Origin of the sequence: Paenibacillus sp. 1781tsa1 (assembly GCF_024159265.1) — a bacterium.
Classification (GTDB): domain Bacteria; phylum Bacillota; class Bacilli; order Paenibacillales; family Paenibacillaceae; genus Paenibacillus.
The window spans coordinates 3,817,984-3,844,110 of sequence record NZ_JAMYWY010000001.1 but is presented as its reverse complement, the minus strand read 5'-3'; the positions used below and the strand labels follow the sequence as shown (position 1 = coordinate 3,844,110).

Here is a 26,127-nt window from a genome sequence, read left to right as displayed (position 1 = left end):
GTTTGGTAGCCATTGGAGCGAGGCTGAATTCCTTTTGAGAAGGGGCATATCTTTTCATATATCCAGACATACATATGATTTGGTTCGGTTTTCAGAAGAATGGGGTATAAGAATAGGTATATTACCTGAGTGGAAACATAATCAAAATGAGCAATTAAAGGAGACCCATCACTTATGAAAAAAACAGTCGCGGACGTTCTGGTTGAATCCTTATTGAACGCTGGCATCAAACGCATATATGGAATTGTCGGAGACTCCTTGAATGCAGTACTTGACTCCATCCGTCGTTCAGGCAAGATCGAGTGGATTCATGTGCGGCATGAAGAAGTGGCTGCATTTGCTGCCGGGGCAGACGCTGAGGTCAGTGGAAGTATCGCTGTCTGCGCAGGGAGCAGCGGTCCTGGTAACATGCATCTGATTAACGGTCTGTACGACTGTCATCGCAATCGTGTACCTGTACTCGCCATCGCTGCACATATCCCAAGTGACGAGATTGGCAGTGAATACTTTCAGGCGACTCATCCGGAGTATCTGTTTCAGGAATGCAGCGATTATTGTGAAGTGATTACAACAGCGAAGCAGATGCCTCGTTCCCTTACGATGGCGATCCAGACAGCAGTCGCACGTTCAGGTGTATCTGTCGTAGTATTACCGGGGGATGTAGCTGGACTGGAAGCGGCGGATCTGCCTGTGCCTGAGCATGTGTATCATGCGACCAATCCTGTGGTGCATCCTTCTGAGCCGGAACTCGTAAAACTGGCGGAATACCTGAATCAAGGCAAAAAAATTACGTTATTGTGCGGTGCAGGCTGCGCGGGCGCTCGGGAACCCCTTATGCAGCTCTGTGATCGGTTGAAATCCCCCATGGTTATTGCGTTAAGAGGTAAGGAATATTTGGAGTATGACAACCCTTATTCCGTCGGCCTTACCGGCCTAATCGGGTATTCATCCGGTTATCATGCCATGATGGACTGTGATGTATTATTGATGCTGGGAACGGATTTCCCGTACCGTCAATTCTATCCCGAAGATGCAAAAGTGCTTCAGGTCGACATTCAATCTTCCCATCTCGGTCGGCGTACGAAGCTAGATTACGGCGTATGTGGGGATGTAAAAGCGACCATTGAAACTTTGCTTCCATATCTAACAGAAGAACACAGTGACAAACATCTGCGTAAAAGTGTGGATCGTTATGTGAAAGTACGTAAAGAACTGGACGAGTTAGCCGTTGGAAAACCGGGTAAAAAGCCTATCCATCCGCAGTACCTGACCAAGATCATAAGTGATGCCGCAGCAGAAAATGCCATCTTCACCTGTGATGTCGGTACTCCAACAGTATGGGCGGCCCGTTATATCGAGATGAGCCGCAACCGCAGGCTGCTCGGTTCATTCAGTCACGGTACGATGGCCAATGCGCTGCCACAAGCGATTGGTGCCCAGGTCGCTGATCCAGGCAGACAAGTCATCTCGTTGTCGGGTGATGGTGGTATCACGATGCTGATGGGTGATCTGTTGACATTAAAACAGCATAATCTGCCGATTAAAGTGGTGGTGTTTAATAATGGAGCCCTTGGTTTTGTTGAGCTGGAGATGAAAGCTGCCGGATTCCTGGAATCCGGAACAGAGCTTGTCAATCCCAACTTTGCGATGGTTGCTCAGGCCATGGGCATGGAAGGCATTCGGGTTGAGGATCCGGGTGAACTGGAAGGAGCTATGCAGCGTGCGCTTCAGCATGATGGTCCTGTACTAATTGATGTTGTGGTGAATCGACAGGAATTGTCTTTGCCACCGAAGATTGAGTTCAAACAGGCGGAAGGGTTCACCTTATGGATGATGAAAGCCGTGCTGAACGGACGCGGTGACGAAATCATCGAATTGGCAAAAACCAATTTGCTAAGATAGGCGTTACGATTAAGCGGATATGCACCGTTTGAAGTTGTAGAGATACGGACTTTAAAAGGATTGTTTTGTAAAAGAGGAGCATGCAACAAGGTATTATCGTTGCGTGCTCCTTCAATAGAAATGCTGAAAATGTGATATCTTATATAGTATGAATGCATATTATATGATTTGTTTTTATGTCGAAAGTCTATTAGAATAGGTAAAGTCAGGAAGGTTTATGCCATTTTTGACCTACATATTGCATCATTACATGTACGTACCGTTTCATATCGTATTCATCGATCCAATTACAAGATGACACACACACATGGAGGAGATCAACATGAGTCACGCAGGAAAAGTAGCCATTATCACTGGAGCAGGAAGTGGATTGGGCCAAGCAGCAGCGCTAAAGCTGGCTGAGAAGGGCGCATCCATTGTCGTCGTGGATCTTGTCGAAGAGACAGGTCTTGAAACGGTTAAGCAGATTGAGAAGCTGGGAAGTAAAGCTATTTTTGTCCAAGCAGATGTGAGTAAAGCACCTGAAGTTGAGAATTATGTGAAAAAAGCAGTCGAAGAGTTCGGACGAATCGACATGTTCTTTAATAATGCAGGTATTGCGGGTCCTGGGATCAAGTTGATTGAACATACGATCGAGCAGTTTGACCAGATTATTGATATTAACCTGAGAAGTGTATTCTACGGGTTGAAGTATGTGATTACGGAAATGCTTAAAACAGGTGGGGGTTCCATTCTGAACACAGCCTCTACAGCCGGTATTGTTGGTGTACCCGCGGTTGCACCTTACGCAGCAACCAAACATGGCGTGGTCGGCTTGACACGCACAGCTGCAATTGAATACGGCAAGGACAATATTCGTGTGAACGCTATTGCGCCAGGCACGATTGAGACACCGATGGTTGTTCAGTTTGGTAAAGATAATCCTGAAGTGTTCAAAGCAACGGTTGACAGCATTCCATCTGGACGCCTTGGCAGACCGGAAGAGATCGCGAACCTGGTTTCCTTCCTGCTTGGAGATGAAGCGCCATATATCAATGGTGCAGTATATCCGATCGATGGTGCAGTAACAGCCCAATAAGCGTTAAGCTTATCGGCAATAGAATAGTTGTTGGTCAAAGAGAGGTCACTGTATGTGTACAGTGCCTCTCTTTTTAATTTCTCTTTTATGCTACGAATGGTACTGCGAATCCATATCATGCAACGTTGTGTGATGCATCAATTTGTGTGCTTTTATTAGATGATGAACGGTACGAGCCAATAACAATGATGACGGCCACAACGACCCCGACAGCCCCAATCCAGGTAATGGATGACAATGAAATGCTGCTGACCGCGATGCCACCAATACCTGCTCCGGCGGCCATAGCTAATTGCATGACCGAACTATTTAGACTAAGCATAATACCTGAGGATTCGGGAGCCATGGTGACAAGGTTATACTGCTGAGTTGGACCCGAAGACCATGCGGCAAAAGACCACAAAATCAGAACAAGGAAAACAGCGAAATGAGAGCTTGCCGTTATAATCAGCAGGACCAGACTCACGATATGCACTGTCATGCCTGTAACCAACGTACGTTTGACACCCCATCTGTCAGCACTGAATCCTCCTACTTTTGAACCGATCAGACTAGCTATACCGAATGCGAGTAAAGCTGAACTGAGTAGTGCTTCGTTCATTCCTGCAACGGTTACGAGATAAGGTGAGATATACGTGTAAGCAATGGAATAACCACCTAACCAGAAAAATGTCACCAGCAGTGCCAAACCAATTCGTGGCTGTTTGAGCAAAGACAGTTGTTTCTTCAGCGGGACAGACGCTTCCGCTTTTGAAGGCGGAATGGCAGCCGCAATAACCAGCATGGAGAGAATGCCGAGAACGGCAATGCCGGCGAAAACAAGCTTCCAATCCCAGGATGCAGCCACAAGCCTTCCAAGCGGAACGCCAACAATCAATGAAGCTGTAAATCCAGTGATTACTGTGGCGATTGCGCTAGCCTGTTTGCCCTCGGCAGCTATTTGGGAAGCGACCGTTAACGCCGTGACAACAACGACTCCCGCACCCAGAGCCATCAAGACACGTGCTGCGACGAACAGTCCATAGCCCGGCAACAGATAAGCAAGTACATTAGCTACAACGAACAGACCAAGGAAGTACAGCAACAGCTTGCGACGATCCCAGCGCGAAGTCAGTGCAATAATGACAGGTGTACCAAGCGCATAGACGAGCGAAAAAATCGTAATGAGCTGCCCGGCAGCGATCAAAGAGATATTCATGGTATCTGCAATGCGATCCAAAATGCCGGCAATGACATATTCGGACGTTCCTACAAGGAAGCTGACCAAGGCAAGAACATAGATTTTAAGCGTAGAAGACATGATACATAACCTCTTTCTGTTCATAATTATTATAATTCTAGAAATATAGAAATAAAGACGAGAGAATTAGACATGAATGCCGTGAATGCAACCCATCTGCGAATGGTGATGTAACAACTGAGATCATGAAGATTGGTATAAACGTAAACTTATGAGACCTTGTTCTACGATAAAATGTTGTTCACTGTTTCAATATTTCTAATTATATAGAAATATAACTTAAATTTTTTATTTATTTAACAGATAGGGAACAAACTTCTGTGCGGTCTCCGTGTTCAGGCTGTAGTAGATATACGTACCTTTCTTCTGCGATGTGAGCAGGCCGCAATCGGAAAGCTGTTTCAGGTGATGAGACAGAGTCGATAGGGCAACGGTAACAAGGCGACTCTCCAGATCGGCAGGACACAGATTGCTTTCGCCTGATAGAATCTGAATGATTTTGTAGCGTGTTTGCTCACCAAGTGCTTTATGAATTTTGACCACTTGTTCAAGTTCATTCGAGTTTGGTTGCATCATGATCTGTCCTTTCGTCTTTATTTCTTATTTCTAGTAATATGGAAATAAGGTTATCACATGTGGTTTGAAAAGTAAACTCTCGGTGAAGATTCCGCTTTTCTGCTGGCTTAACAGCCGAAATCCGGTTTAACTTCTCCGAGAGTTATGTAAGTTAATATTACCGATGTAGGGAATCAACATAGTCTTTGGCTTCTTTTAACGATAGACCTCTGGCTTCACGCAGTCGTTTGATGGCCACTATTTTATTCCCTTTTTGTACAAGTGCAATCAGCTCCTGATCCAGATCAGTATGGCCTGGTGGGCTTGTGTGGGAAGGAGATTCTTCCTTCGGCGACAAGGTGTAATTGAAATCGGAGCGTGGGCTGGCGATTGCGGTTGAACCATTCTCCAGACGTTCCACATCTCTTTTCAATTCATTCAATTGGCGTTGCAGGCTGGTGACTCTGACCAGTAAAACAAGGATCAGAAGCAGCAGAACGATCCATACCAAGTTGTTTATTTCCATGATGTCATGTTCCTCGCTTTCATGTCTTCATATTTAGCCATTATTTAAGTTGAACCGGGATTTCCTTGACACCACGAACAATCATGCCAGGTCTCCATTCCAGTTCATTCACATCTGCCTGAAGCTGTATATTTGGAAAACGATTCAGAAGTGTACTGACTGCAATCTCACCTTCCAGACGAGCAAGCGGCGCTCCGAGGCAGAGATGAATACCTTTGCCAAAAGCCAGATGTGAACTTTTTTCGCGGGTAATGTCAAAGATATCAGCATCCTTAAACTGCTGTTCGTCCCGGTTGGCGGAATCAAGTGCAACAATGACAAGTTCACCTTGAGCGATATGCTCTCCACGGAATTCAATATCTTCCAGAGCCCAGCGAGATGTGCTGAACTCCACGGGCCCGTTATAACGCAGCATCTCTTCAATGGCATTGTGAATAAGCTCGGGCTGATTGATGAGCAGTTCGCGTTGCTCCGGATGCTCTAACAGGGCGAGAATCCCATTACCGATGAGATTAACGGTTGTTTCATGACCGGCAATGATTAATAAGGAGACCACGCCAAGCAGTTCTTTTTCAGTTAACTGCTGCCCGGATTCTTCTGCAATGACGAGCTGGCTGATCAGATCTGTGCCCGGGTCTTGGCGTACTTTCGCGAACCAGGCTGTAAGATAATCCGTAAACTCCTTGGAATGCTGCTCAAACAGCTCAGCGCTCTCCGCTGTGGAAGCATCGATTACCGTATTGGACCATATGCGGAATTGGTCACGATCCTGGGCAGGGACTCCCAGAATTTCACTAATAACAATGATGGGCAGCGGGAAGGCAAAGTCATCGATCAGATTCATTTTTTCCTGTGACGGGAGATTGTCCAGCAGATCATCAGCAATGTCCTGAATATGGCTTCTCATGTTTGCGACCAGTTTGGGCGTGAATGCTTTTTGCACAAGTCCCCGAAGACGTTTATGATCTGGTGGATCGGAGAACAACATATTATTCGAGAAAATGCTTTGATTTTCAGCGCCGTAACGTCGGACCACGTCTTTGCTGAAGCGAGGATCTTTCAGTATCTGCACTGCATCCTCGTATCGGGTAATAATCCAGCCAAATTCCCCATGAGGAAACATGACTCTGAAAACGGGTTCATCTTTTCTTAACTTTTCATACACCGGGTAAGGGTTATGCGTGAATTCTTTGGTAAAAAACGCTGGCCTTGAGGATTCGTTCGATTCATTTGGTTTCAAAATTCAAAATCTCCTCTCATATTCCTGCATAATACCTGCACCCTCTATATATTCAATACGTAAGCTTTTGAAACCTTGTTTTTGGTCCATGTGGATGATAGAGCAGGAAAATAGAGGAAGATGGAAGAAGACATGTGTAGAGGGAATCGCTTATTATGCTTGGTAAAAATGAAAATGAGGTGAACGCTGACATGTCTTACGCACAACTTCCTTTGCATCACCACCAGATTCCGGCAAGTCGAATGGTTCTTGGCTGTATGCGGTTTGGGGGTGAATGGGATGGTCTCCCCATTACTTCAGATCTTGTCGTGGAAGGTCATCGAGCGGTAGAAGCAGCTATCGAAATAGGCATTAATCACTTTGATCTGGCGGACATTTACACACGTGGTAAGGCAGAGTATGTGTTGGGGAGAGTTTTATCTGAAACTCCTGGCTTGCGTGAACAGATCATTATACAGTCGAAGTGTGGTATACGTCTTGTAGGTGATGATGAAGGACCACAGCGTTATGACACCTCAGGTGCACATATCCTGGCGAGTGTGGACGGTATTCTGGAACGACTCGGGATCGATTATCTGGATATTTTGCTGTTACACCGTCCTGATCCACTAGCCCATCCACAAGAGATTGGAGAAGCACTGGCTGAGCTGCATCATTCCGGTAAAGTGCGCCATTTTGGTGTGTCCAACATGGGTTCTGAACAGATTCGTCTTCTTCAGCTCCATAGTAAAGTACCTCTGATTGTGAACCAGTTGGAGATGAGTCTGGACAAAATCGGATTCGTAGAAGCTGGTGTGACGGTAAATCGACCCCAAGCGAGAGATAACGTATTTCCCTATGGCACGATGGAATATTGTCAGGCAGAGCATATTCAACTGCAGGCTTGGGGTCCACTTGCTCAAGGGCGATTTACCGGTAGGATCGTCGAAGGACAACGCCCGGAGATTGAACATACGGCTGGGCTGGTTGATCGAATGGCCAAGGAGCGAGGTGTGACACCGGAATCTATTGTACTGGCTTGGTTAATGAAGCATCCAGCAGGGATTCAGCCTGTCATTGGTTCGATCCGACCAGAACGTATTCTGGCCTGTCGTGATGCAACGAATATGGAGCTTACCCGTTATGAGTGGTACGAGCTGTATTCCGCTTCATGCGGGCGTAGAATGTAAGTAGAGACATCGGAGAGATGGGTTCGTTTCGATCAAAATTCATAGATATTGGGTGAAATATGAATGTAGAAGAAGACACGGGTGCTGACCTGTGTCTTTCTTTGTGATATTTGGCCTCCATTGGTTGAAACCCAATATGGGAAGTGTAATGATTTCTAAGGTCATATGACCTACAATGCGAATGTACTAGTCATAAGCATGCTGTTTCGGATTCAGTACTCTTGTGTTGGCACGGTTGTATGGATATTACACCTGCATATTTGCGCTAGAGGCTATGTCCATGGACTTAGGAAGAGTGCTGATAAGAAGGACGTTTCAACCATTTTTATCGTTTTACCGGGTAGTTGCTCGAGTGCTGTGATAAAATGATAGGAATAAGAACATACGATCTGTTTATGTGAGAGGAGACACCTTGACGATGGAGATGCTTAAACCACCCGCCGAGATATTATACGAGGTTGAATTACGTGCACTGCGAGAAGAGGATCAGGGAAAACGTCCCCCGAACTGGCTGTTATCTCCCGCCTATGTGCGCGATTTTATTATTGGCAGGGATAAGCCAGCGCTATTCAATGGTGAAGAAATCCCGATTACCCGCAAATTTTATGGCAATGACGTGTTGATCGAACGTGCAGTAGTCACTCTGGCAGGCAATCGGGGATTAATGCTTGTGGGAGAACCCGGAACAGCCAAGACCATGCTTAGCGAACTTCTGACCGCAGCGATATCCGGCACCAGCCTGAACACGATTCAAGGTACAGCAGGCACAACAGAAGATATGATCAAGTATTCATGGAATTACGCCATGTTGCTGGATAAAGGCCCTTCGGAAGCGGCGCTTGTACCATCGCCGTTATATAACGGAATGAAGAAAGGCATTCTTACCCGATTTGAAGAGATTACACGTTGTCCCGCTGAAGCGCAGGATAGTCTGATCAGTATTCTCAGTGACAAGGTCATGAGTATTCCTGAACTGGATGGCGGTGTACTGTTTGCCCAGCCGGGATTTAACGTTATTGCTACAGCCAATATTCGGGATAAAGGTGTAAACGAGATGAGCGGTGCGTTGAAAAGGCGTTTTAATTTCGAAACGATCAAGCCCATTCATAACGTGAAGATGGAAGCCAAAATTATTGAATCCCAGGCACGAAGCCTGTTATTACATAGTGGAATTGATATTGAAATTAACCCGGATGTGGTTGAATTGCTGGCTACAACATTTATGGAACTGCGCACCGGCATGACACGGGAAGGCTACAAGCTCGATACACCTCAAGCCTCCATGAGTACGGCAGAAGCAGTGTCTGTCTATGTCCAGAGTGCGATGACTTCCTATTACTACGAAGACAAGGCTATTGCGCTGGATCGGTTAGTGCAGAATATGCTGGGGACCATTGCAAAGGAAAACGACAAGGATCTGTCCATTCTCAAAACCTACTTCTCCAAGGTTGTTAAAGAGCGTTCCAGGGAAGAAGGAATGTGGAAGGACTATTATGAGGAGAGAAAATGGATCGGTTAACAGCAGTTCTGGACCCTGATGTTGATCAGTTACAATCCTTGTTCGAGTCCCATGTGTATAACCTGAGTAATCATACGGTCTATTATCCAATACGACACCATAGCCCTGCATGTTCATATCACTTATTACGATTAATCGAAGAGTACAAGCCGGATATCATTCTGATCGAAGGACCAGAGAGCGGTAATCCATTAATTTCGGTTCTGAGTGATGAGGCAACCTTGCCTCCTGTCAGTTTGTACTACACCTATGAGAGTGAGTTGCAGAGAGAAGCCTGTTATTATCCGATGCTTCGTTATTCGCCTGAATATGTGGCTATGCAAGAAGCAAAACGACTGGGCATTCCGGCGAAGTTTATTGACCTGGACTACCAACATTTCTCCACTCATGCATCCAAATCCGACCAGATAGAACAAAAGGAGATCTCCATCCAAGACGAAACCTTGCTTGCGGGGTCTGACTTTATTAACCGATTGTGCCAAAAAACAAACTGTCGCAGTTTTGATGAATTGTGGGAAAAGGTGTTTGAGATTGGTGGACTGGAGAAATCTACTGAGGAATTCGTGCGGGATGTATTCACGTATTGTACGCTATCCCGAATGTGCTATTCCACGGAACGATTACAGTCTTCAGGTGATCTGGCAAGAGAAGCGCATATGAAACAACGTATTCAACAAGCGGTACTTGAGCATGAGCGTGTGCTTGTCATTACCGGTGGATTTCATACGTATGGACTGTTGATGTCAGAGAAACATGAATCAGAATTGGAACAGCCAGAGATGGATAAACAGCATGCAGATCAGCATTTGGATGGACAAGGTAAACCAGGTACGTCTCAACAAGGTGCGTTTGAACCAAGTGCGGTTCACCAACAGATGTATCCGATGGTCTATACTTTTGCTGAAGCGGATCGGCTTAATGGATATGCAAGCGGCATGCCTTATGTGAATTATTACGATCAGATCTGGAACCAGCTGCTTCGCAAGAAGAGTACACCGTACAATCTAACGGCTCTGGACTTGTTATCTCGGCTGATGCGCAAATTACGGGACGGTCACGAACATGTATCAACCAGTGATGCGATTGAGGCGTACAGTATGATTCAGGGGCTTGCCGGGCTTCGGGGTAAAAGGGAAGGTGGCGTCTATGAGTTGATGGATGCAGCACTCTCTTCCTTTGTGAAGGGGGAGCTTACCTTGGCGACCGACAAACCGTTGCAAGAGCTGCAGCAGTTATTGACAGGAGACGTCATTGGAAGCGTGGCTCCCAATTCATTCAGTATCCCCATCGTGGAGGACTTCAAGGCACGTTGTACAGGATACAAATTGCAGATTCGCACAACTGGACAACACAAGAAAGTGCTGGATCTGTATGCGAAACCGGAGCATCGTCAGATAAGCCAATTGATTCAGTGCATCACGTATCTGGTTCCGGAATTCGCGAAACGGCAATCGGGGCCAGACTGGATCGCAGAGCGTGACATGAATCTTGTTCGCGAAACCTGGGTTTATATGTACTCTTCCCGCATTGAAGCCAGATTGATAGAGAACTCTCTCTATGGCGGAACACTTGCTGGAGCAGCCACACGCAAAATGGAAGAACAGATGCAAGAAATACCGGATCATCATAGCGGTGAACTTGCCCGACTCATGCTTCAAGCGCTGCTCATGGGACTTCAGGACACAGCGATGAAGCTCTATGAACAGGTGCGCTCAGCGCTGAGAACGGACGGGAATTTTCTATCCTTATGTAACAGTCTGCATGTCTTGAACCGAATTCATCAACACCGCAGGTTGCTGGGATTATCTGACGAGCGACATCTCCCTGACCTGGTATCCGAAGCCTATAGGAACGCCGTAGACAAGTTATTACAGCTCTCCAGAGCCAATCCGGATGAACATGAAGCCATTATTCAGGGGTTGAAGCTGCTAGCTATGCTCGCAGAGTCATCAGAGGAGCATTTTCAGGATGAGACATTCCGAATCCACCTGAATGAGCTTCTGTCTGATCACCAGCTTCCGGCTCAACTGGAGGGTGTGTGTGTGGCTATTTCCTCTGGGCTCGGCGACAGGCCCAGAGATGAGATTGTTGATCGTGCTCGCGGGTATATCCACGGTACACCGGATCAGACCCGTCAAACGGCACTTTTTTTACAGGGAGTATTCACTGTCGCACGTGACGCTTTTTTATATGAAGATCATTTGTTGTTCGAGTTGAATGTTTTGATTGAACAGCTATCCTACGAAGACTTCATCAGTATGGTACCGGAATTAAGGCTGGCATTCACCTACTTTACACCTATGGAGACAGGCTTGATTGCTGAGCGGGTGGCAAGTCTGCATCAGGTTGAACCAGATGAGATGTTAAGGCCAGCGGTTGATGAGCAGATGCTGATCCAGTCCAGAGCATGGGACGAAGCGCTTCGAAAGGAGTTTGCCACATGGAAGCTAATATGAATGAAGCGAACCGGAGAACGGACGGAACCAGAGAAATCGATGAAAGTTCCAATCCGGATGGAAGCAACCGAGGGGGTTCACATTCTGCTGAAACCTTAAATCGATGGCGTCTGATTCTCGGTGAATCGGCCGAAGAAGGATTGTGCAATACAGACCAATACACTTCGGCAGAATTTCAATATACGGAAATCGATGAGATTCTGGGGTATCTCTATAACCGTGAATACGGTGAAGAACAAGGTTATCGAAAAGAGGGAGGACGCGGTGCGTCTAATCTGACTGTACCGAAATGGTTGCACAAGGTCAGGGATCTATTCCCCAAACCAACGGTAGAAATATTGGAGAAACAGGCGCTCGACCGTTACGGACTGACAGAATTGTTAACTGACAAAAAGTTGCTTGAATCCCTTGAACCCAACATGAATCTGCTCAAGAACATTATGCAGTTCAAAGGCCGGATGAAAGGTGAGGTGTTAAAGAGCGCCAAAGAGATCGTGCGAACCGTGGTTGAAGAACTCCGCAGCAAGCTGGAATCTCAGACTCGAGCCAGTATCATGGGCAAGCGCAGTCGTTATACCTCCAGTTCAGTACGTTCCTTGCGCAATCTGAATTTCAAACGAACCATCACCAAAAATTTGAAAAATTATGATAAAAATAAGCGCAGATTTGTGATTGACCGCCTCTATTTCGACGGGAATATACAGCCGCATAACAAATGGAACATCATCATTGGTGTGGACGAAAGCGGCAGTATGCTCGATTCAGTCATCTACAGTTCGGTGATGGCCAGCATCTTCTATCGCTTGAATGCGCTGCGCACGAAATTATTCATTTTTGATACACAGGTGGTTGACCTGAGCGACAGGCTGGAGGACCCGGTAGACGTGCTCATGAATGTACAGCTCGGCGGGGGGACACATATTACCAAAGCGTTGCGTTACGGCGAGACGTTAATCGATAATCCAGGCAAAACGATCTTTATTCTTGTCAGCGATCTGGAGGAAGGTTACCCAATCGCGCAGATGTACAAAGCGTGCAAAGATATCATCGATGCAGGAAGCAAATTGCTGGTTCTCACCGCGCTCGATTTTAACGGGGAATCAGTCTATAACAAACATGCAGCACAGACGTTGACCAATATGGGCGCACATGTAGCAGCAATTACCCCAAACGAGCTTGCGGATTGGATTGGCGAGATCATCACTTAAATTTGAGGAGGAATGTGTAATGCTTACCACAGATCGTGCAGTAGAAACTTTGGTGGAGAAATTCGCAGTAACTTGTTCAAACGAGTATTCATTAAAAACAGATCGAAGCTCCGAAATTATTGATTACGTCTTGGGAACATCAGACAAGTTCCCGGATATGATGGGAAATTCAAGTCATTATGTGTATCAGACGATTGATCTGCTCATGAAGCTCGCCAAAAAAGATGATGGAGATATCTTTTACCGTGCCGGGGCTATTGTGATATATCTGGAATCCAATTATTCCAAACGAAATTCATGGAGAACGGATGCCTTTACCATCTGTATGGGAAATGACTCAGAAGCTTACGGCTTAAGCGGAAAGAGCAAAAGTTCTGATCGCATGGGCGGGTTGTTGGCCCGATTGGAGAAGATCAAACAGTTTGCGGGCGAGAACGAAATTCTGGCTGAATTGAAGAGTAAATTAAAACGTGCCCAGTGGCTTTTTGATTCCAAAAAAGCGGACAGTCAGGGGAATTATCGGGATGTCATTAATGCATTAATGCTCCTGCAACTATATTCGAAGCTAAGTAATACCCCTTCTCATGCAGAGGTTGAATCTTCTGCTCAATCGTTGCCAGCGTTGTTTCAACATGTGATGGCTAATGATCCAGATAAGTTGCGGGAAGAGCTACATACGTTGATTGAACCTGTAGTGGTCAGTAACATTCAAGGGAAGCATAACGGATCTTCCCAGGAATTGAAGGATGAATTCCTCAAGGAGAAGCGTAGTCAGCTCATAGCTGAGATGTACCCCAATACGTCTTTCTCTTCAAAAGAGCAGTGTTCACATGCTGTATTCCATCAAACGATGGTACTGGTGAGCAGTGCCTTGTTGTACCTGATTAACATTAGTGGAGGTAAACAACGTTTTCTTGATGCGAAGAGTGAGATTGGGCATGTTTTGCTTCATACCCTGCATCAGTTACATGAGATTTATCCACTTGAAGTTCGCCGTTACTTGCTGAGTATGGAGCCTAGAGCAAAGAGTCCAAATGATCTGCTTGCTGGACTTGTGCCTCTGGATGAGCCTTATCAGTTGGTTGAAATGTTGCGGGACGAGCTTAATTCGTACACGGTATCCTGGAACATGTTACAATCCGCGATCGCAAATCGTCCTGAACAAGCGATTCGAGCATACGAGATTATCAAACCGCCATTCCTCAAACTTTGCATTCAGAAATTCATGGAGGATCAAGGATTGGCATTGCCTAATGCGGAGGAGTCATTGGAGCAGGCGGTATTCAACGCTCTGCGGCATCCTTTGGACGGGGGACGTCAAGGAATTGCGATTGCAAGATATTTAAGTGGGGAAAACACCCTTGAAGAATATTGGGAGGACCCGAATAGTCGCGGGTTGTTTAATCAACTGAATCGGGATAAGAAGCGTGTTCACAACCTCATTAGTATTAGTTTTCTGCCCTTGGACTCAGAGGCGATGCGCAGGTTCGCAATCCTGACTACTCATCCTGATTGGACGCTGGATATTGTCTCAGACATGTACAATTCTTACGCGTTTAGTGGAGAGCAGCTTCTTCAACGTTATGGGCAAGATCCTGAGGTGAAACGTGAAAAATTGCTAACAAGCCTGATCTCACTCAATGGCATGACTGACTATAGATACAAATCCATGCCACATGACGAATACCGCCGAATCATTCAGCAGAATCTGGACTATGCACTGACACAGTACAAGAAACTGCCAACGGATACGCGCATTTTAATTCTGGAGATTACCTTTGAACAGCGTGATGAGTTATCGAAGAAAATATTGGCCGAAGCGATTCGTGCTGGACTACAGGATTCGTCCAAGAAGGCGAACGGCGTGGCTTTAGCCGAATTCAACCGGATTCCTGATCAGGACTTGTATACGCTCGTATACCTCTCGGAGAAAAAAGCGGGAATCAAAGAGATGGCTCTGACTGCAATCCGCAGTCTGGAAAACAGCAAGGAGCTGTACGGTGAGCTTTTGAAGAAAGAGAAGGCAGCCGATTGGAAGAACCTGATTCAAATTTTGCTGGATACCGCAGATCTTAGCCCGGAGTATGCTCATGCTGCACTCGCTGATCAGGCAGATAACAAAAAGCTATCCAGATTAAGCTGGTTGTCTCTGAAAGACCTCCCTTCCCTGATGCGAACAGAGGACCATCAGCCATTAGATGACCGAATTAAGCTATATGTTATGGTGCAATCGCTGGATCACACGTCTGGACCCAATGAAAGATTAAATGAATTACGGGACTACGTAAGTGAGGCATCACTCGTTCGTTTTGCAAGTGAATTGCTTCAGGTCTGGATTCAGGAAGGTGCCCCCGCGAAAGAGAAGTGGGTGATGTATGTTTCAGCACTCTTTGGCGATATTCAGATTGTGAATATTCTGGCTCCGCAAATTAAGGAATGGACAGAGAACAGTCGTGGCGCGATTGCAGCAGATGCTGTAAAAGTGCTCGCTTATCTGAAAGATCCATCCGCTCTTATGGCTATCGATAAAATCAAACGTGGCGTGAAGAACCGTCAGGTGAAAGGTGCAGCAGAAGAAGCGTTGCAGCTTGCAGCCGACAATATGGGACTTACTTCGGAGCAATTGGAAGATCGACTTGTCACTACACTTGGTTTTGATGAAAAAGGAACCATGCAGCTGAGTTACGGAGAGCGCTCTTTCCTGGTTAAGGTCAATGGAGACTTGCAAGTGATTGTTCTCAATGAAGAAACGGGCAAATCCGTGAAGAGTCTGCCTGCTCCTGCACAGAAAGATGATGCTGATCTGGCAGCACAGTCGAAGGCACGTTTTACACAGTTGAAAAAAGATCTCAAATCCATGGTTAACATTCAGGCGCAGCGTCTGGAAGAATCATTATCCAAACAACGTCTATGGTCTGCCGATGAGTGGAAAGCACTGTTTGTACAAAATGTAATCATGCAGAAATTTGCTGTTGGTTTGATCTGGGGAACATATGAGGATGGCGCTCTGATCAGCACCTTCCGTTATATGGAGGATGGTACCTTTAACTCCGTGGATGAAGAAGAAGTTGATCTGCCTTCAGATGCACAAGTGGGACTTATACACCCATTGGAACTGGATCAGGCGACGCTTGAAGGCTGGATAACGCAGTTGGAGGATTACGAGATCAAGCAGCCGTTTGAGCAACTGAATCGTGAGATTCACCAGCCAGAAGATGAGGATAAAACGAAGAATGAATACGATCATCTGCCCGAGTCTGACTTTTCACCAACGTCTTTCCCCAAAGCACTGGAAAAATACGGTTGGATCAAAGGGCCTGCACAGGACGGCGGCTGGTATCATGAATTTTATAAAGAGTACGGAGATCTTGTTGCAGAATTGCAATTCAGTGGTACGAGTATTACGTATTACGAGGGATTGGATGACATTACCCTGGAATCCCTACATTTCTTCAAACCGAATAACAAGCAATATTATTACTATGGGGACAACAAACCCATTGCTCTGGGCAACGTTCCAGGTCGAGTATTCAGTGAAACGATCTACGATATATTGAGAGCAACGGGGCGTTGATGACGTGAGTGGATTCAAGGAGAAATTCAGGTTTTTTTCGAAGCTGTGCACAGAGGATTATCTGATCCGGTACGCCAACAAGGGATTATACAAAAGGTCTTTGAAAGAGTTGGACAATGGTGTAAGTGTAACGTACACATGGAATGAATCATCCGTGAGTTGCCAGTTAAGTGATGGGACACACTGTACGCTTGAGGATACGCTGGATCATTGGAATTGTTCCTGTCCGTCAGAGCATATCTGCAAGCATGTGCTGATTTCAATTCTATATGATCAACGGAAACATTCGTTAGAGGATTCGATCAGTGTTGACGAGAAGCAAATGCCAGATAAGGACTCAGGGATATCGGAAAAGAATTCCTTGGACGTATTAAAAGGTTTAACAGTAACAGACTTTGTGTCAAACGTAGGATCAAATAGGGATGATTCAGACGTAGTTTCGCATTCGCCATCTCTTGAAATGGAGTCTCGTTTCCGCTGGATGACGGAGTCTGATCTTAGCGTGTTAATTAAACCATATAGTGCTTCCATGATAGAGGAAGTGGTATTCCGCTTAAGGTATCCTGAAGAGGTGAAGATCATTGAAGATTCACTTCTTACGGTACAGCTGACAAGCCAGAACATTGAGGTGTCTTTTACTGAGGAAGTCAGTCTTGCGAAAGCTCTTTGCAAGGTGCCGCAGACAGCCGGAAAGCTGGCCAAGCTTGAAGCATTGTTACGGTATCGTGCACTAAAAGGGCTGGATGATACGGATGCATTAAGTGGACGAGTGTACGAAGCCAAGTTTTCTTTGCAGACCGTGCAGGAATGTCGCATGATGCTGGCAGGGTTGTTAAAGACGGGATTAGCCCGTCTTCCGCAGTCCTATATGGCACAATTGGAGACACTGGCCATTGCTGCCCATAGTGGTAACCTGCCTGACATCGAACGCAGTCTGCGAGGGATTCAAGGCGAACTACAGTTGTTTTTCAACAGACATATCCGTTTCTCCATGCAATCCATGCTGGATCGCGTAAGCAAGCTGTATCTTGCACTCCAGGTGCTTGAAGAGAAAAAGGTGTCTGCCATTCAGCAGAGTCAGCTCATTGGCAGTTTTCGAAGTAAATACTATACGGTTCCTTCACTTCACCTGTATGGACTCGGAGCTGATGCGTGGGAGACACGATCCGGTTATCGTGGTATCACCTATTATTTCTATTGTTTCGATGATGAGGAAATCTACACCTATAGCGACGTACGTGCTGTATATTATGATGATCAGCAGTTCTCATATACAGAGCATTATAGTGCATTCACACCATGGCTTCCTAATCTGACCTTTCGCCAGTTTGTGGGTGAAGAAGTTCAATTCCACTCCGTTAAAGTGAATGAAGAACGCCGGATATCCTCCGGGGAAGGTGCCAAGCTTACAATTTTGCCACGTTCGGGTGTGGAGACGCTGAATATGGGCAAAACCATGCAAGATGTAACGTCTGTACTTCAAGAGGAATCGCGATCGTTCGACTTGTTTGCTGCTCCCAAAGAACGATTGGCTGTGATCAAAGTTGCTCGAATTGTGGACCATAGCTTTGTCAAACAAACGCAGGAGCTTGTCCTGACGGTTGAGAATATCGAAGGGGAAAGACTGGCACTCACTCTCCCGTATTCATCGGACTGGCAGGCGATGATCCAAAGACTGGAGTCAGGATATGGTTCCCAATCCCTTGAACACTTCTACGCCTTTGTGCGTCTGGAACCCAAACGGATTAGCCCAATCAGTTTCCTGAAGGGTCAAACGGTGCTCAGTCTGAAACTGGATATCGGTAATGGAAGGATGGGCAGACTTGGAAGAATATAATCAGTTCATGCAGAGAATTAACGGCTGGTCAGAAGAGTTGCTCCTGCGTGGGTTATCCCAGTTTACGATCCGGGATATTGAGGTACTTGAGCAGCTCGCAGCGGTATCCTTACGGTTGCAGATGAGTTTCCTGCATGAGTTGTTGAATCACCTCATCAAGGGAGGGCGTAGCGTGGCTCTTGGACAAGGTAATGAAGAGTTGCTGTTATTTCAGTATTGTCGTCTCACCCAATATGTACAGCTCAGTGTGCAAGAAGAGGCATAATATTGGTTGTAATCCAAGCCAAAGCTCTCATAAAGCCATATGATGAAATAAATAAGATGTATTATAGAATATAAGAAGATTTGCAGAAGGCCCCATGGTCACTGCAAATTTTTTTTTTATCGTGGAGTAAGTAAAAGTCATTGGCCAAACGAATATAGGTAGGAAGCACGGATCAACACGAACATTCGTGACTCATATGAGCATGGAAGGGAGGAATATATAATCGTGGAAGAAGAACAAATACGAAAGGCAGTGGCGAATCGTAATCCGGAGGCCATGGAATGGGTGATGAATCATTACGCAGGTTTGTTATGGAATATTGCTCATTCCATCCTACATCATGCATCGACAGAAGAGATTGAAGAATGCGTTGCAGATACATTTTTTGCTTTCTGGCAGAATCCGGATGCGTTCCAATCTGGGCGAAGTAGCCTGAAAAACTATCTTGCATTGATCACCAAACATAAAGCAATTGATCGTTACAGGAAACTTAAGCGAAGATCTGAGCTTACATATGAAGAGGAGATTCATTTGGTGCAAACGGAGGATTTGTTGGTTCAGATGATCAGTAAAGAGATGTATACGGATCTTAATCACATGATTGAATCTTTTCCAGAACCGGAACGGGAAATTATGAAGCGTCGGTTTTACGAAGGACAGAAACCACATGAGATCTCGGAAGCATTGTCCCTTCACGTTAGGCAAGTCCATAACAAGCTTTATCGCTCCAGGCAACGATTGAGGACATGGTGGATGAACAGGAAATAAAGGAGGCGATTAAATGCGAAAATCCGAAAAAAAATTCACTGAGCAGAACCTCATAAATATTAAGAAGTTATTCTATGACAAATTGGCGCTAAATGAGACAAGAACCACGACGAGATCAGGTTCATCTTTATATGCACCCATTTTATACCCATCCGCACAGACCGAGAAGTCCATAAATAGGAGGAGAAAGTATCGCAAAGCCATCTATATTCCTATAACCGCTGCGTTATCGTTATGTTTGGTTACAGGTGCAGCTGCATCGGCTGGGATCATTGACCTGTCTTCTATTCTTCATTTTCTGGGTGCAGATCGGATTGGCATTCTTCAACCTGTTCACCAGGTGAGTGAAGATCAAGGGATTCGAATGGAGGTTATAGGTGCTGTCAGGGACGGAGATACAACGGAAATCTATGTTTCATTATCGGATCTGACTGGTCATCGCATTGACGATACACTGGATGTATATGATTACAGGGTAACCGGAGGTCATGCAAACAACGCTCAGATTATTCATTATGATGATGCTAACAAAAGGGCTATTGTCCGATTCCTCATTCAAGGAAAAGTCAGCAAAAATCGAATTACAGTTCAGATTAATACGCTGATGTCAGGTACATCACTTCAAGATGGTTACAACGTACAAGTGGACTGGGAGCAGTTGCTACAAGAAAAGCAAAACAATAACTATGATATCCTGAATCAAGATCGTATAAGTGGCTTGGGAGGTCAAACCGATATTCAATTGGAAACCGATCCTATTCCGGTACTGCATCAGGATGTAACGAATGTCCCCGTTGAGGGTATTGATTGGATGCACATTTCCAATATGGGTTTTGTGGAGCGCAAGTTACACATTCAGATTAATCCGAATAATGAGATAGGCGAGTATAATCATGGATATTTCTACTTCACGGATGAGCAAGGTCAAAAGCTCGATATTCCCCAATATTCCATTAGCTATGGACATTATATGAAAGATGGGGTTGGGTACGGAGGAGATTATGAGGAGTTTGTGTATGATCTGTCTGCTGTTGATAATTTAGATAAGCTGAGACTTCAAGGCAGCTTTACGAGTATTAGTGAAGTTGTGCGGGGAAATTGGAAAACGACCTTTAACTTGAGTGAAAATGGTTTGAGTAAAACAGGAAACGTTCAGCTTGATGCAAATGGAGCCTCACAGGCAAATGTAACCCTTTCCGTAGTTGGCGTCACGCTTACAGGTGAGGTACTGAGCAAGATTCGGATGGAGGACTTGAGTATTGAAGTTCACCTGAAGGATGGTACAAAGTTGTCTGGCGCATCCGGTTTCCTCCAGCTGGATCAGGATCTCATTAAGTGGATATCCACTAAGACCATTCCGGTGAATGATGTGAGCTACCTGCTAATCAATGGAGAGAAAGTAACTTTGCAAGATAAATAATTAAAAAGTGAATCAAAAATCGGTGGATAAGCGGGATCGAAAGTTTGTTCTGCCATCAGAGTGGTAAGTGTGAGTATTCTTTAGTTCAACTTATATAAAATGAATTACATGTCATATCCCGATTTATGACGCATACCATTAGGCGAATGCGGTCATAAGGGAGGAAACTGAGATGTCCATGAGCGAACCGCTGTTAACGCAGATTGTGAATCAACATATTCCGGCTGGTGCAACGGTCGTCACTATTGATAAACCTGTTCAACACCCAGCGATCTATGCGGCAGATCTTACCGGTGACGGTATGCCGGAAATTGCTGCAGTCTATCAGTTGAATGGTGAGCTGTATTTGCTCATTCTGAAATTTGTTCAAGGGCATTGGATCAAGATGGCACTAATTAAGGGATTGGGGTATGGAGTGACTTTAATGACTGCAGCCCCTGTAACTTCAACGGCAAGGAACAATCTCATCATTGGTTGGCGGATTGGATCTATTTGGTCTAAGCTTGCTGTATATGAGTGGACTGAATCAGGGCTCAAAGATCTGGCGCCTGACGATCTATATTATAGCTATGCAGAGATTATAGATATGCCTGGTACACATGGTCGAGATGGCAAGGTGGAGATTGCGCTCTGGATACATGACACAGGTGAAGCCTATCGTGTGGAGATTATCCGATGGCAGAATGGAAAATGGGTTCCTGCACCAGACGTATATGCAACCTATTATCCCAAAGTGGTGCAATATTACGAGCAACTAACCCAGCAATATCCTGATTATATCTTTTACTGGTATTACCTTGCGGATGCTCAGTACCATGCAGGTCAGTATCCGGCAGCACTCGTTTCAGTTCAGAAGGCACTCAGTTTCCCGGAAGCGTATCCTTCCAGAGAGGTATTACAGGAGCTGGAAAAGAAAATTAAGCAGGCGATGGTTCCTATAAGCCATACCCGGGTAACGACATGGTTATATCCAATCTCCGTTCGAACCACGAGTGGGACGCGTTGGGGGTATATGGATGCCCAAGGTCACATTCGGCTTGAGCCGGTTCTGGATGACGCGCAGGAGTTTCAGCCCAATGGATTGGCTGTAGTAGTGAAGGATAGTCATGCTGGCGTAATTAATCTTCAGGGGCAGTATGTCGTTCAACCTGTATACGATTCCATCAATTCCTTTTCCGAAGAACGGGCGATCACGATTGATTCTCAAGGATTTAAGATGATTAATGAACAAGGTACAGTCTTGACCAAACGGGCATACCCGTATATCTCGAATATGAAGGACGGCCGCGCGTTGTTTTACGATTCAAACCCTGGTCAGACAGATGGATCAGTGAGTCGGTATGGTTATCTGGATGCCTCGGGTAATGAGGTGATTCCAGCACAGTTCGCTTCGGCGAACGATTTTCAAGATGGCAAAGCAGTTGTGCAGATCAAAGACAATGAATATGCACTTATTAATCGCAATGGACATCGACTCGCGACTTATCCATATGCCTATGTGGGACCACTGGGGGATGGACTGCTTGCTTTTCAAAAAGAAGCCTCGGGTAAATACGGGTACATCGACGAACGGGGTAATATTCGCATTCAGCCCAAATTTTCATCGGCATTTCCTTTTAGCGGCGGGCAAGCGATTGTCAATACAGCGGAGGACTACAAATCGATCTATGGTGTCATTAATACGCAAGGATCGTTTATCATTCAACCCGCGTATAATGACATCCGCGAACTAGGCGAGCATCGTTATGCGCTGGGGCAAGCAATTAATCCGGAGCAGCCGTATATTGGCTCTGTATACGCGATTGCAGATACCAATGGCAGAAGACTTACGGAGTTCCTATATCGCGAAGTAGGCAATTATAAAAATGGCTTGGCTTCTGCATCGGACGGAAGACAGACCTATCTACTGGATCTGAGTGGAAGACCTGCAGTTGGGTATCCTCGTGTAGAAGGTTCAGGTACGCTTGAGATTGTAGCACCAGATCTGATTAAGGCAAATGTAGACCAGCGTTTATCTTATGTGAACCGGGCAGGACAGATCATTTGGCGGCAAAATACAATCGTTCCACTTCATCCGCCGTACCGTGTTCGCGAAGAGAAGTACAAACCAAACAGGGACTATCTTGTATATTATCCTCAGGTGGAGGGATTAACAAACCAAGCGGAGCAGCTTGCGCTGAATGCCAAGTTGAAGCAACTCTCTCAGGTTAAACCGATTCCTGCCGATCAACAGCTGGATTACACGTATACAGGTGATTTTGATATTACGTTCTATCAGCAGCAATTGTTGCAACTGCAACTCACAGGTTACAACTACCCGGCTGGTGCAGCGCATGGTATGCCTACGATGATCTATGCGATCATTAATCTGACGAATGGTCAGTTGTATGAGCTGAAGGATTTATTTAAACCGAATAGTGACTATGTAAAAGTGTTAAGCCAGATTGTGGGGGATCAGATCAAAAATGATCCTCAATACTCATATGTGTTTCCAGACACTTATAAGGGGATTAGTGCGGATCAGCCGTTTTTTGTCACAGCGGATGCGTTGCATCTCTATTTCAATCCATATGATATCGCACCTTATGCGGCGGGGTTTCCAACGTTTACGATTCCATTTGTCCAAATCAAGGATATCATTAATACTGAAGGTTCGTTCTGGAGAGCTTTTCATAGTTGATTGAGGGTACAGCCAACATTTTAACGAAAATATACACTAAGGACGTTGAGGCACAAAGACAGCGGATTTTTCCTGCTTCAAGCAAATGTCCGCTAATACTTAGCGTATAAAACAGTCAAAATGTTGGCGTTACCCCATATAGAACTACTATAAATCAATCATTCCATCCTTTACATACATCAATCCACTCTGAATAACTAGAGTATTTTTCTAATTGTTTTATTGTAAGTTCAATAGCACTATTGCTACTCCCGCAAGCTGGATAAATTGTCTCAAAACGTTTTAGAGATATGTCTAAATAAACAGAAACATCATTTTTGATAGCAAATGGACAAACACCTCCAATGGCATGACCAACCATCTCAATGGCTTCATCAGGAGAAAGCATTTTTGCTTTTGTTTTGAAATACTCTTTGAATTTTTTGTTATCCACTTTTGCATCCCCGGCAGCAACTACTAAAACAGCTTGTCCATTCACCATAAAAGAAAGTGTTTTGGCGATTCTCTCCGGCTCACAACCTAATGCAGATGCAGCCAAATTCACGGTTGCACTAGATACTTCAAATTCTTTAATTTGAGAATCCATACCATATTGTTTAAAAAAATCTTTTACTTTTTCAATTGCCATAATCATCACACCTCATTATTTTAAATTATTCTAGAAGATCATAGATGAAACTTGCCTATGTTCTTGGGTAAAAAATCATGTTGTATATGACACATGGTTCTTGATAGGGATTATTATAGGAATGAAAAACATTAGCACGAAAGCGGAGTGCTTGATTTTCTTTTAAAACAATTTTTTTTGTGTTGACTACCAGCTCTAACATACCTTGTACCACAAAAACATATTCTTCCACACCATCAAGGTGCCTTTCAGATGGATGGTGACATCCAGGATCAAATTCGATATAAAATATTTCAACGTTACGGGTAGGGTCAAAAGGAAAAACAGGAAATGCTCTCATTTTTCCATCATTTTCAATGATAGCGTCTTTGGACCGTGTATCAACCACATTGTACTCATCTTCTAGCTCTTCCAATAATAAAGATAAAGGAACTTTTAAGCCGACTGCGATTTTCCAAAGAGTTGTAATCGTTGGTGAAGACTGTCCTCTTTCAATTTGTCCAAGCATAGGCTTACTTACATCGGTAAGTTTAGAAACATCTTCAAGTGTAAGATTTCTAGTTGCTCGTATTTCTTTTAACCGTTCTCCAATAGTTAATACTGGCGATTGCATTACATCACTCCTTTTGTATGTTATAACATTTTTAAATATAATATAACATACTAACAGTCGGATTCAATAGGCGACAGTTTAATGACGTAAGTACCTCCTTCACATATTTATCCATACTAAATGGAAAATATTACGGGAGTTACAGATCAAAGAAGTCATATTTATCTATACATGTAAAAAACGAAAACTTTCTCCAACAACACTTCTTTTACTTGGTGAGAATGTAAATACTTCACCAGTCATTCTCAAGTTAAGCGACGAGGTCATATGTCCAATATGGCTTATAAGAAGCTGTGAGACAACAAAAATCCGTGAAGAGGTATTATTGCTCAGCGAAGAGGTAGTGATCATTCAGGGCTCTATGAGATAAAGAACCTGAGTTCCCAAAGTTCCGGATACATATCCAATAAAGGTGCAGCTGAGATGTTATACGGTGAATGGGGCCTGGAGCGCACGGACGGTATCCCTGATCCGGAGGGCTGGGGCGGCAAACAGATCGCGTTGGAGGCTCTGGTTTCCGTCAATCCGGATCGTCTGCTGCTAATGGAGAATAGTGAGAACAAGATGGTCGATAGCAAGGTGTGGAATAACATGAACGCCGTGAAAAATGGTAAGATCTATAAAATCTCCAATGTCGAAAATTACAATTACTCGTACACAGCCATGGGGAGAATGGAGCTTATGGACCGCTTGTGTGGATTAACTTTAACATTTAACAAAACTTAATAACGCCTATGTGTAATTGTGTATTTTGTTCGAAATCATGTAACTTGAGTGGTTCTGACTGCGTTTAGACATTGGGGTGATCTGATGTTGGTGAACGCGGTTCAACGTTACATGGTATTAGGACTTGTATTTATCGGGATAAGCTTAACGGCAGGCCTCATACTTGAAAGGATAGAAGGGTATCAAATTACGACGACAGAGTATTACGGCTTACGTAATCTAGGGGGCCTGATATATATTTTGTCGCTTATCCTGGGATTCGGTCACTATTTACTGGCTTTTTATGTTGTTATTCTTAGCCCGATCTCATGGTTGCTGCGGAAATATGTATGCTTTCCTATGGTGAGAACTTTCATCTATATGGTTGGGTTTGGATGGGGCGGGCTGTGGGTTTTTGATCTCATGTACAATCCATATTTCGTGAATGGATACCATCTGAATCGAATGACATCGATATGGATATTTGCCATCGCTGGTTTAGTCTATACTATTGTAGAGAATAAGATTTGGCGAAGAGGGCAGATGCAGAACGAACAGAAGGCTACTTAACAAATGTTGAGTAGCTTTTTTTGGTTTACATAATTATTATGGTGTTTCATTGGAGACTCAGGAGGCGCATCTGAAAGTATGTTACAAAATTCACAAATGGTCCAAGAGAAAAGAAATAGGGAGTTATATCGTAAATAGGTAAAATTTTCTGTTATACTATTTGAGTTGTTTACA

General features: G+C 44.7%; 20 protein-coding genes. 14 read left to right on the top strand and 6 right to left on the bottom strand.

Annotated features, from left to right (window positions below; all coding sequences use genetic code 11):
- Positions 1-174 precede the first annotated feature (174 nt).
- Positions 175-1,902, top strand: coding sequence for a ubiquinone-dependent pyruvate dehydrogenase (gene poxB / locus NKT06_RS16835; RefSeq protein ID WP_253436774.1), 1,728 nt, complete (start codon positions 175-177; stop codon positions 1,900-1,902).
- Between the two features lie 322 nt (positions 1,903-2,224).
- Positions 2,225-2,980 (top strand): SDR family NAD(P)-dependent oxidoreductase, encoded by a 756-nt coding sequence (locus NKT06_RS16830; protein WP_062834752.1) that lies wholly within the window; start codon positions 2,225-2,227, stop codon positions 2,978-2,980.
- Between the two features lie 115 nt (positions 2,981-3,095).
- Here the strand turns inward: NKT06_RS16830 and NKT06_RS16825 are convergent, their stop codons facing one another.
- The 4 genes from NKT06_RS16825 to NKT06_RS16810 form a co-directional block, all read right to left on the bottom strand.
- The gene (locus NKT06_RS16825; RefSeq protein WP_253436771.1) at positions 3,096-4,280 is read right to left on the bottom strand and encodes an MFS transporter; all 1,185 of its coding nucleotides are present in this window, start codon (positions 4,278-4,280) and stop codon (positions 3,096-3,098) included.
- A 228-nt stretch (positions 4,281-4,508) separates the two neighbouring features.
- Complete coding sequence (locus NKT06_RS16820; protein ID WP_062834750.1) at positions 4,509-4,796, bottom strand: ArsR/SmtB family transcription factor; 288 nt, start codon at positions 4,794-4,796, stop codon at positions 4,509-4,511.
- A gap of 157 nt (positions 4,797-4,953) precedes the next feature.
- Positions 4,954-5,301 carry a ribosomal protein L7/L12 gene (locus NKT06_RS16815; RefSeq protein ID WP_253436768.1) on the bottom strand — a complete coding sequence of 116 codons (348 nt, stop codon included), beginning with the start codon at positions 5,299-5,301 and terminating at the stop codon, positions 4,954-4,956.
- A 40-nt stretch (positions 5,302-5,341) separates the two neighbouring features.
- Positions 5,342-6,541, bottom strand: coding sequence for a cytochrome P450 family protein (locus NKT06_RS16810; RefSeq protein ID WP_253436765.1), 1,200 nt, complete (start codon positions 6,539-6,541; stop codon positions 5,342-5,344).
- A gap of 191 nt (positions 6,542-6,732) precedes the next feature.
- Between NKT06_RS16810 and NKT06_RS16805 the strand changes: the two genes are divergently transcribed.
- From NKT06_RS16805 to NKT06_RS16760, 10 genes are all read left to right on the top strand, one after another.
- A complete protein-coding gene (locus tag NKT06_RS16805) occupies positions 6,733-7,710 on the top strand; it encodes an aldo/keto reductase (RefSeq protein ID WP_253436762.1) in 978 nt (325 codons plus the stop codon).
- 418 nt (positions 7,711-8,128) lie between these two features.
- Positions 8,129-9,229 (top strand): ATP-binding protein, encoded by a 1,101-nt coding sequence (locus NKT06_RS16800; protein ID WP_253436758.1) that lies wholly within the window; start codon positions 8,129-8,131, stop codon positions 9,227-9,229.
- A complete protein-coding gene (locus NKT06_RS16795) occupies positions 9,217-11,685 on the top strand; it encodes a DUF5682 family protein (RefSeq protein WP_253436755.1) in 2,469 nt (822 codons plus the stop codon). The genes NKT06_RS16800 and NKT06_RS16795 overlap by 13 nt, the downstream gene beginning before the upstream one ends.
- Positions 11,670-12,893 carry a VWA domain-containing protein gene (locus NKT06_RS16790; protein ID WP_253436751.1) on the top strand — a complete coding sequence of 408 codons (1,224 nt, stop codon included), beginning with the start codon at positions 11,670-11,672 and terminating at the stop codon, positions 12,891-12,893. The genes NKT06_RS16795 and NKT06_RS16790 overlap by 16 nt, the downstream gene beginning before the upstream one ends.
- 19 nt (positions 12,894-12,912) lie before the next feature.
- Positions 12,913-16,467: a DUF4132 domain-containing protein gene (locus NKT06_RS16785; protein ID WP_253436749.1), complete on the top strand. Its 3,555-nt coding sequence runs from the start codon at positions 12,913-12,915 to the stop codon at positions 16,465-16,467.
- Between the two features lie 4 nt (positions 16,468-16,471).
- Complete coding sequence (locus NKT06_RS16780; RefSeq protein ID WP_253436747.1) at positions 16,472-18,304, top strand: hypothetical protein; 1,833 nt, start codon at positions 16,472-16,474, stop codon at positions 18,302-18,304.
- Positions 18,291-18,569: a hypothetical protein gene (locus tag NKT06_RS16775; protein WP_253436745.1), complete on the top strand. Its 279-nt coding sequence runs from the start codon at positions 18,291-18,293 to the stop codon at positions 18,567-18,569. Before NKT06_RS16780 ends, NKT06_RS16775 begins: the two co-directional genes overlap by 14 nt.
- Before the next feature lie 225 nt (positions 18,570-18,794).
- A complete protein-coding gene (locus tag NKT06_RS16770) occupies positions 18,795-19,337 on the top strand; it encodes a sigma-70 family RNA polymerase sigma factor (protein WP_253436743.1) in 543 nt (180 codons plus the stop codon).
- Positions 19,338-19,350: 13 nt separating this feature from the next.
- A complete protein-coding gene (locus NKT06_RS16765) occupies positions 19,351-20,757 on the top strand; it encodes a hypothetical protein (RefSeq protein ID WP_253436741.1) in 1,407 nt (468 codons plus the stop codon).
- A gap of 172 nt (positions 20,758-20,929) precedes the next feature.
- Positions 20,930-23,437 carry a WG repeat-containing protein gene (locus NKT06_RS16760; protein WP_253436739.1) on the top strand — a complete coding sequence of 836 codons (2,508 nt, stop codon included), beginning with the start codon at positions 20,930-20,932 and terminating at the stop codon, positions 23,435-23,437.
- Between the two features lie 154 nt (positions 23,438-23,591).
- Here NKT06_RS16760 and NKT06_RS16755 read toward each other — a convergent pair whose 3' ends face one another.
- Together NKT06_RS16755 and NKT06_RS16750 are read right to left on the bottom strand one after the other, a co-directional pair.
- Entirely contained in the window at positions 23,592-24,065 is a 474-nt protein-coding gene (locus NKT06_RS16755; RefSeq protein WP_253436737.1) for a YbaK/EbsC family protein, read from the bottom strand.
- A 55-nt stretch (positions 24,066-24,120) separates the two neighbouring features.
- The gene (locus tag NKT06_RS16750) at positions 24,121-24,678 is read right to left on the bottom strand and encodes a helix-turn-helix domain-containing protein (RefSeq protein WP_253436735.1); all 558 of its coding nucleotides are present in this window, start codon (positions 24,676-24,678) and stop codon (positions 24,121-24,123) included.
- Positions 24,679-25,101: 423 nt separating this feature from the next.
- Between NKT06_RS16750 and NKT06_RS16745 the strand changes: the two genes are divergently transcribed.
- Both NKT06_RS16745 and NKT06_RS16740 read left to right on the top strand, forming a co-directional pair.
- Positions 25,102-25,404, top strand: coding sequence for an ABC transporter substrate-binding protein (locus tag NKT06_RS16745; protein ID WP_253436733.1), 303 nt, complete (start codon positions 25,102-25,104; stop codon positions 25,402-25,404).
- Between the two features lie 240 nt (positions 25,405-25,644).
- On the top strand, positions 25,645-25,953 hold the full coding sequence (locus NKT06_RS16740) for a hypothetical protein (RefSeq protein WP_253436730.1): 309 nt from the start codon (positions 25,645-25,647) through the stop codon (positions 25,951-25,953).
- The last annotated feature ends 174 nt before the right edge of the window (positions 25,954-26,127 follow it).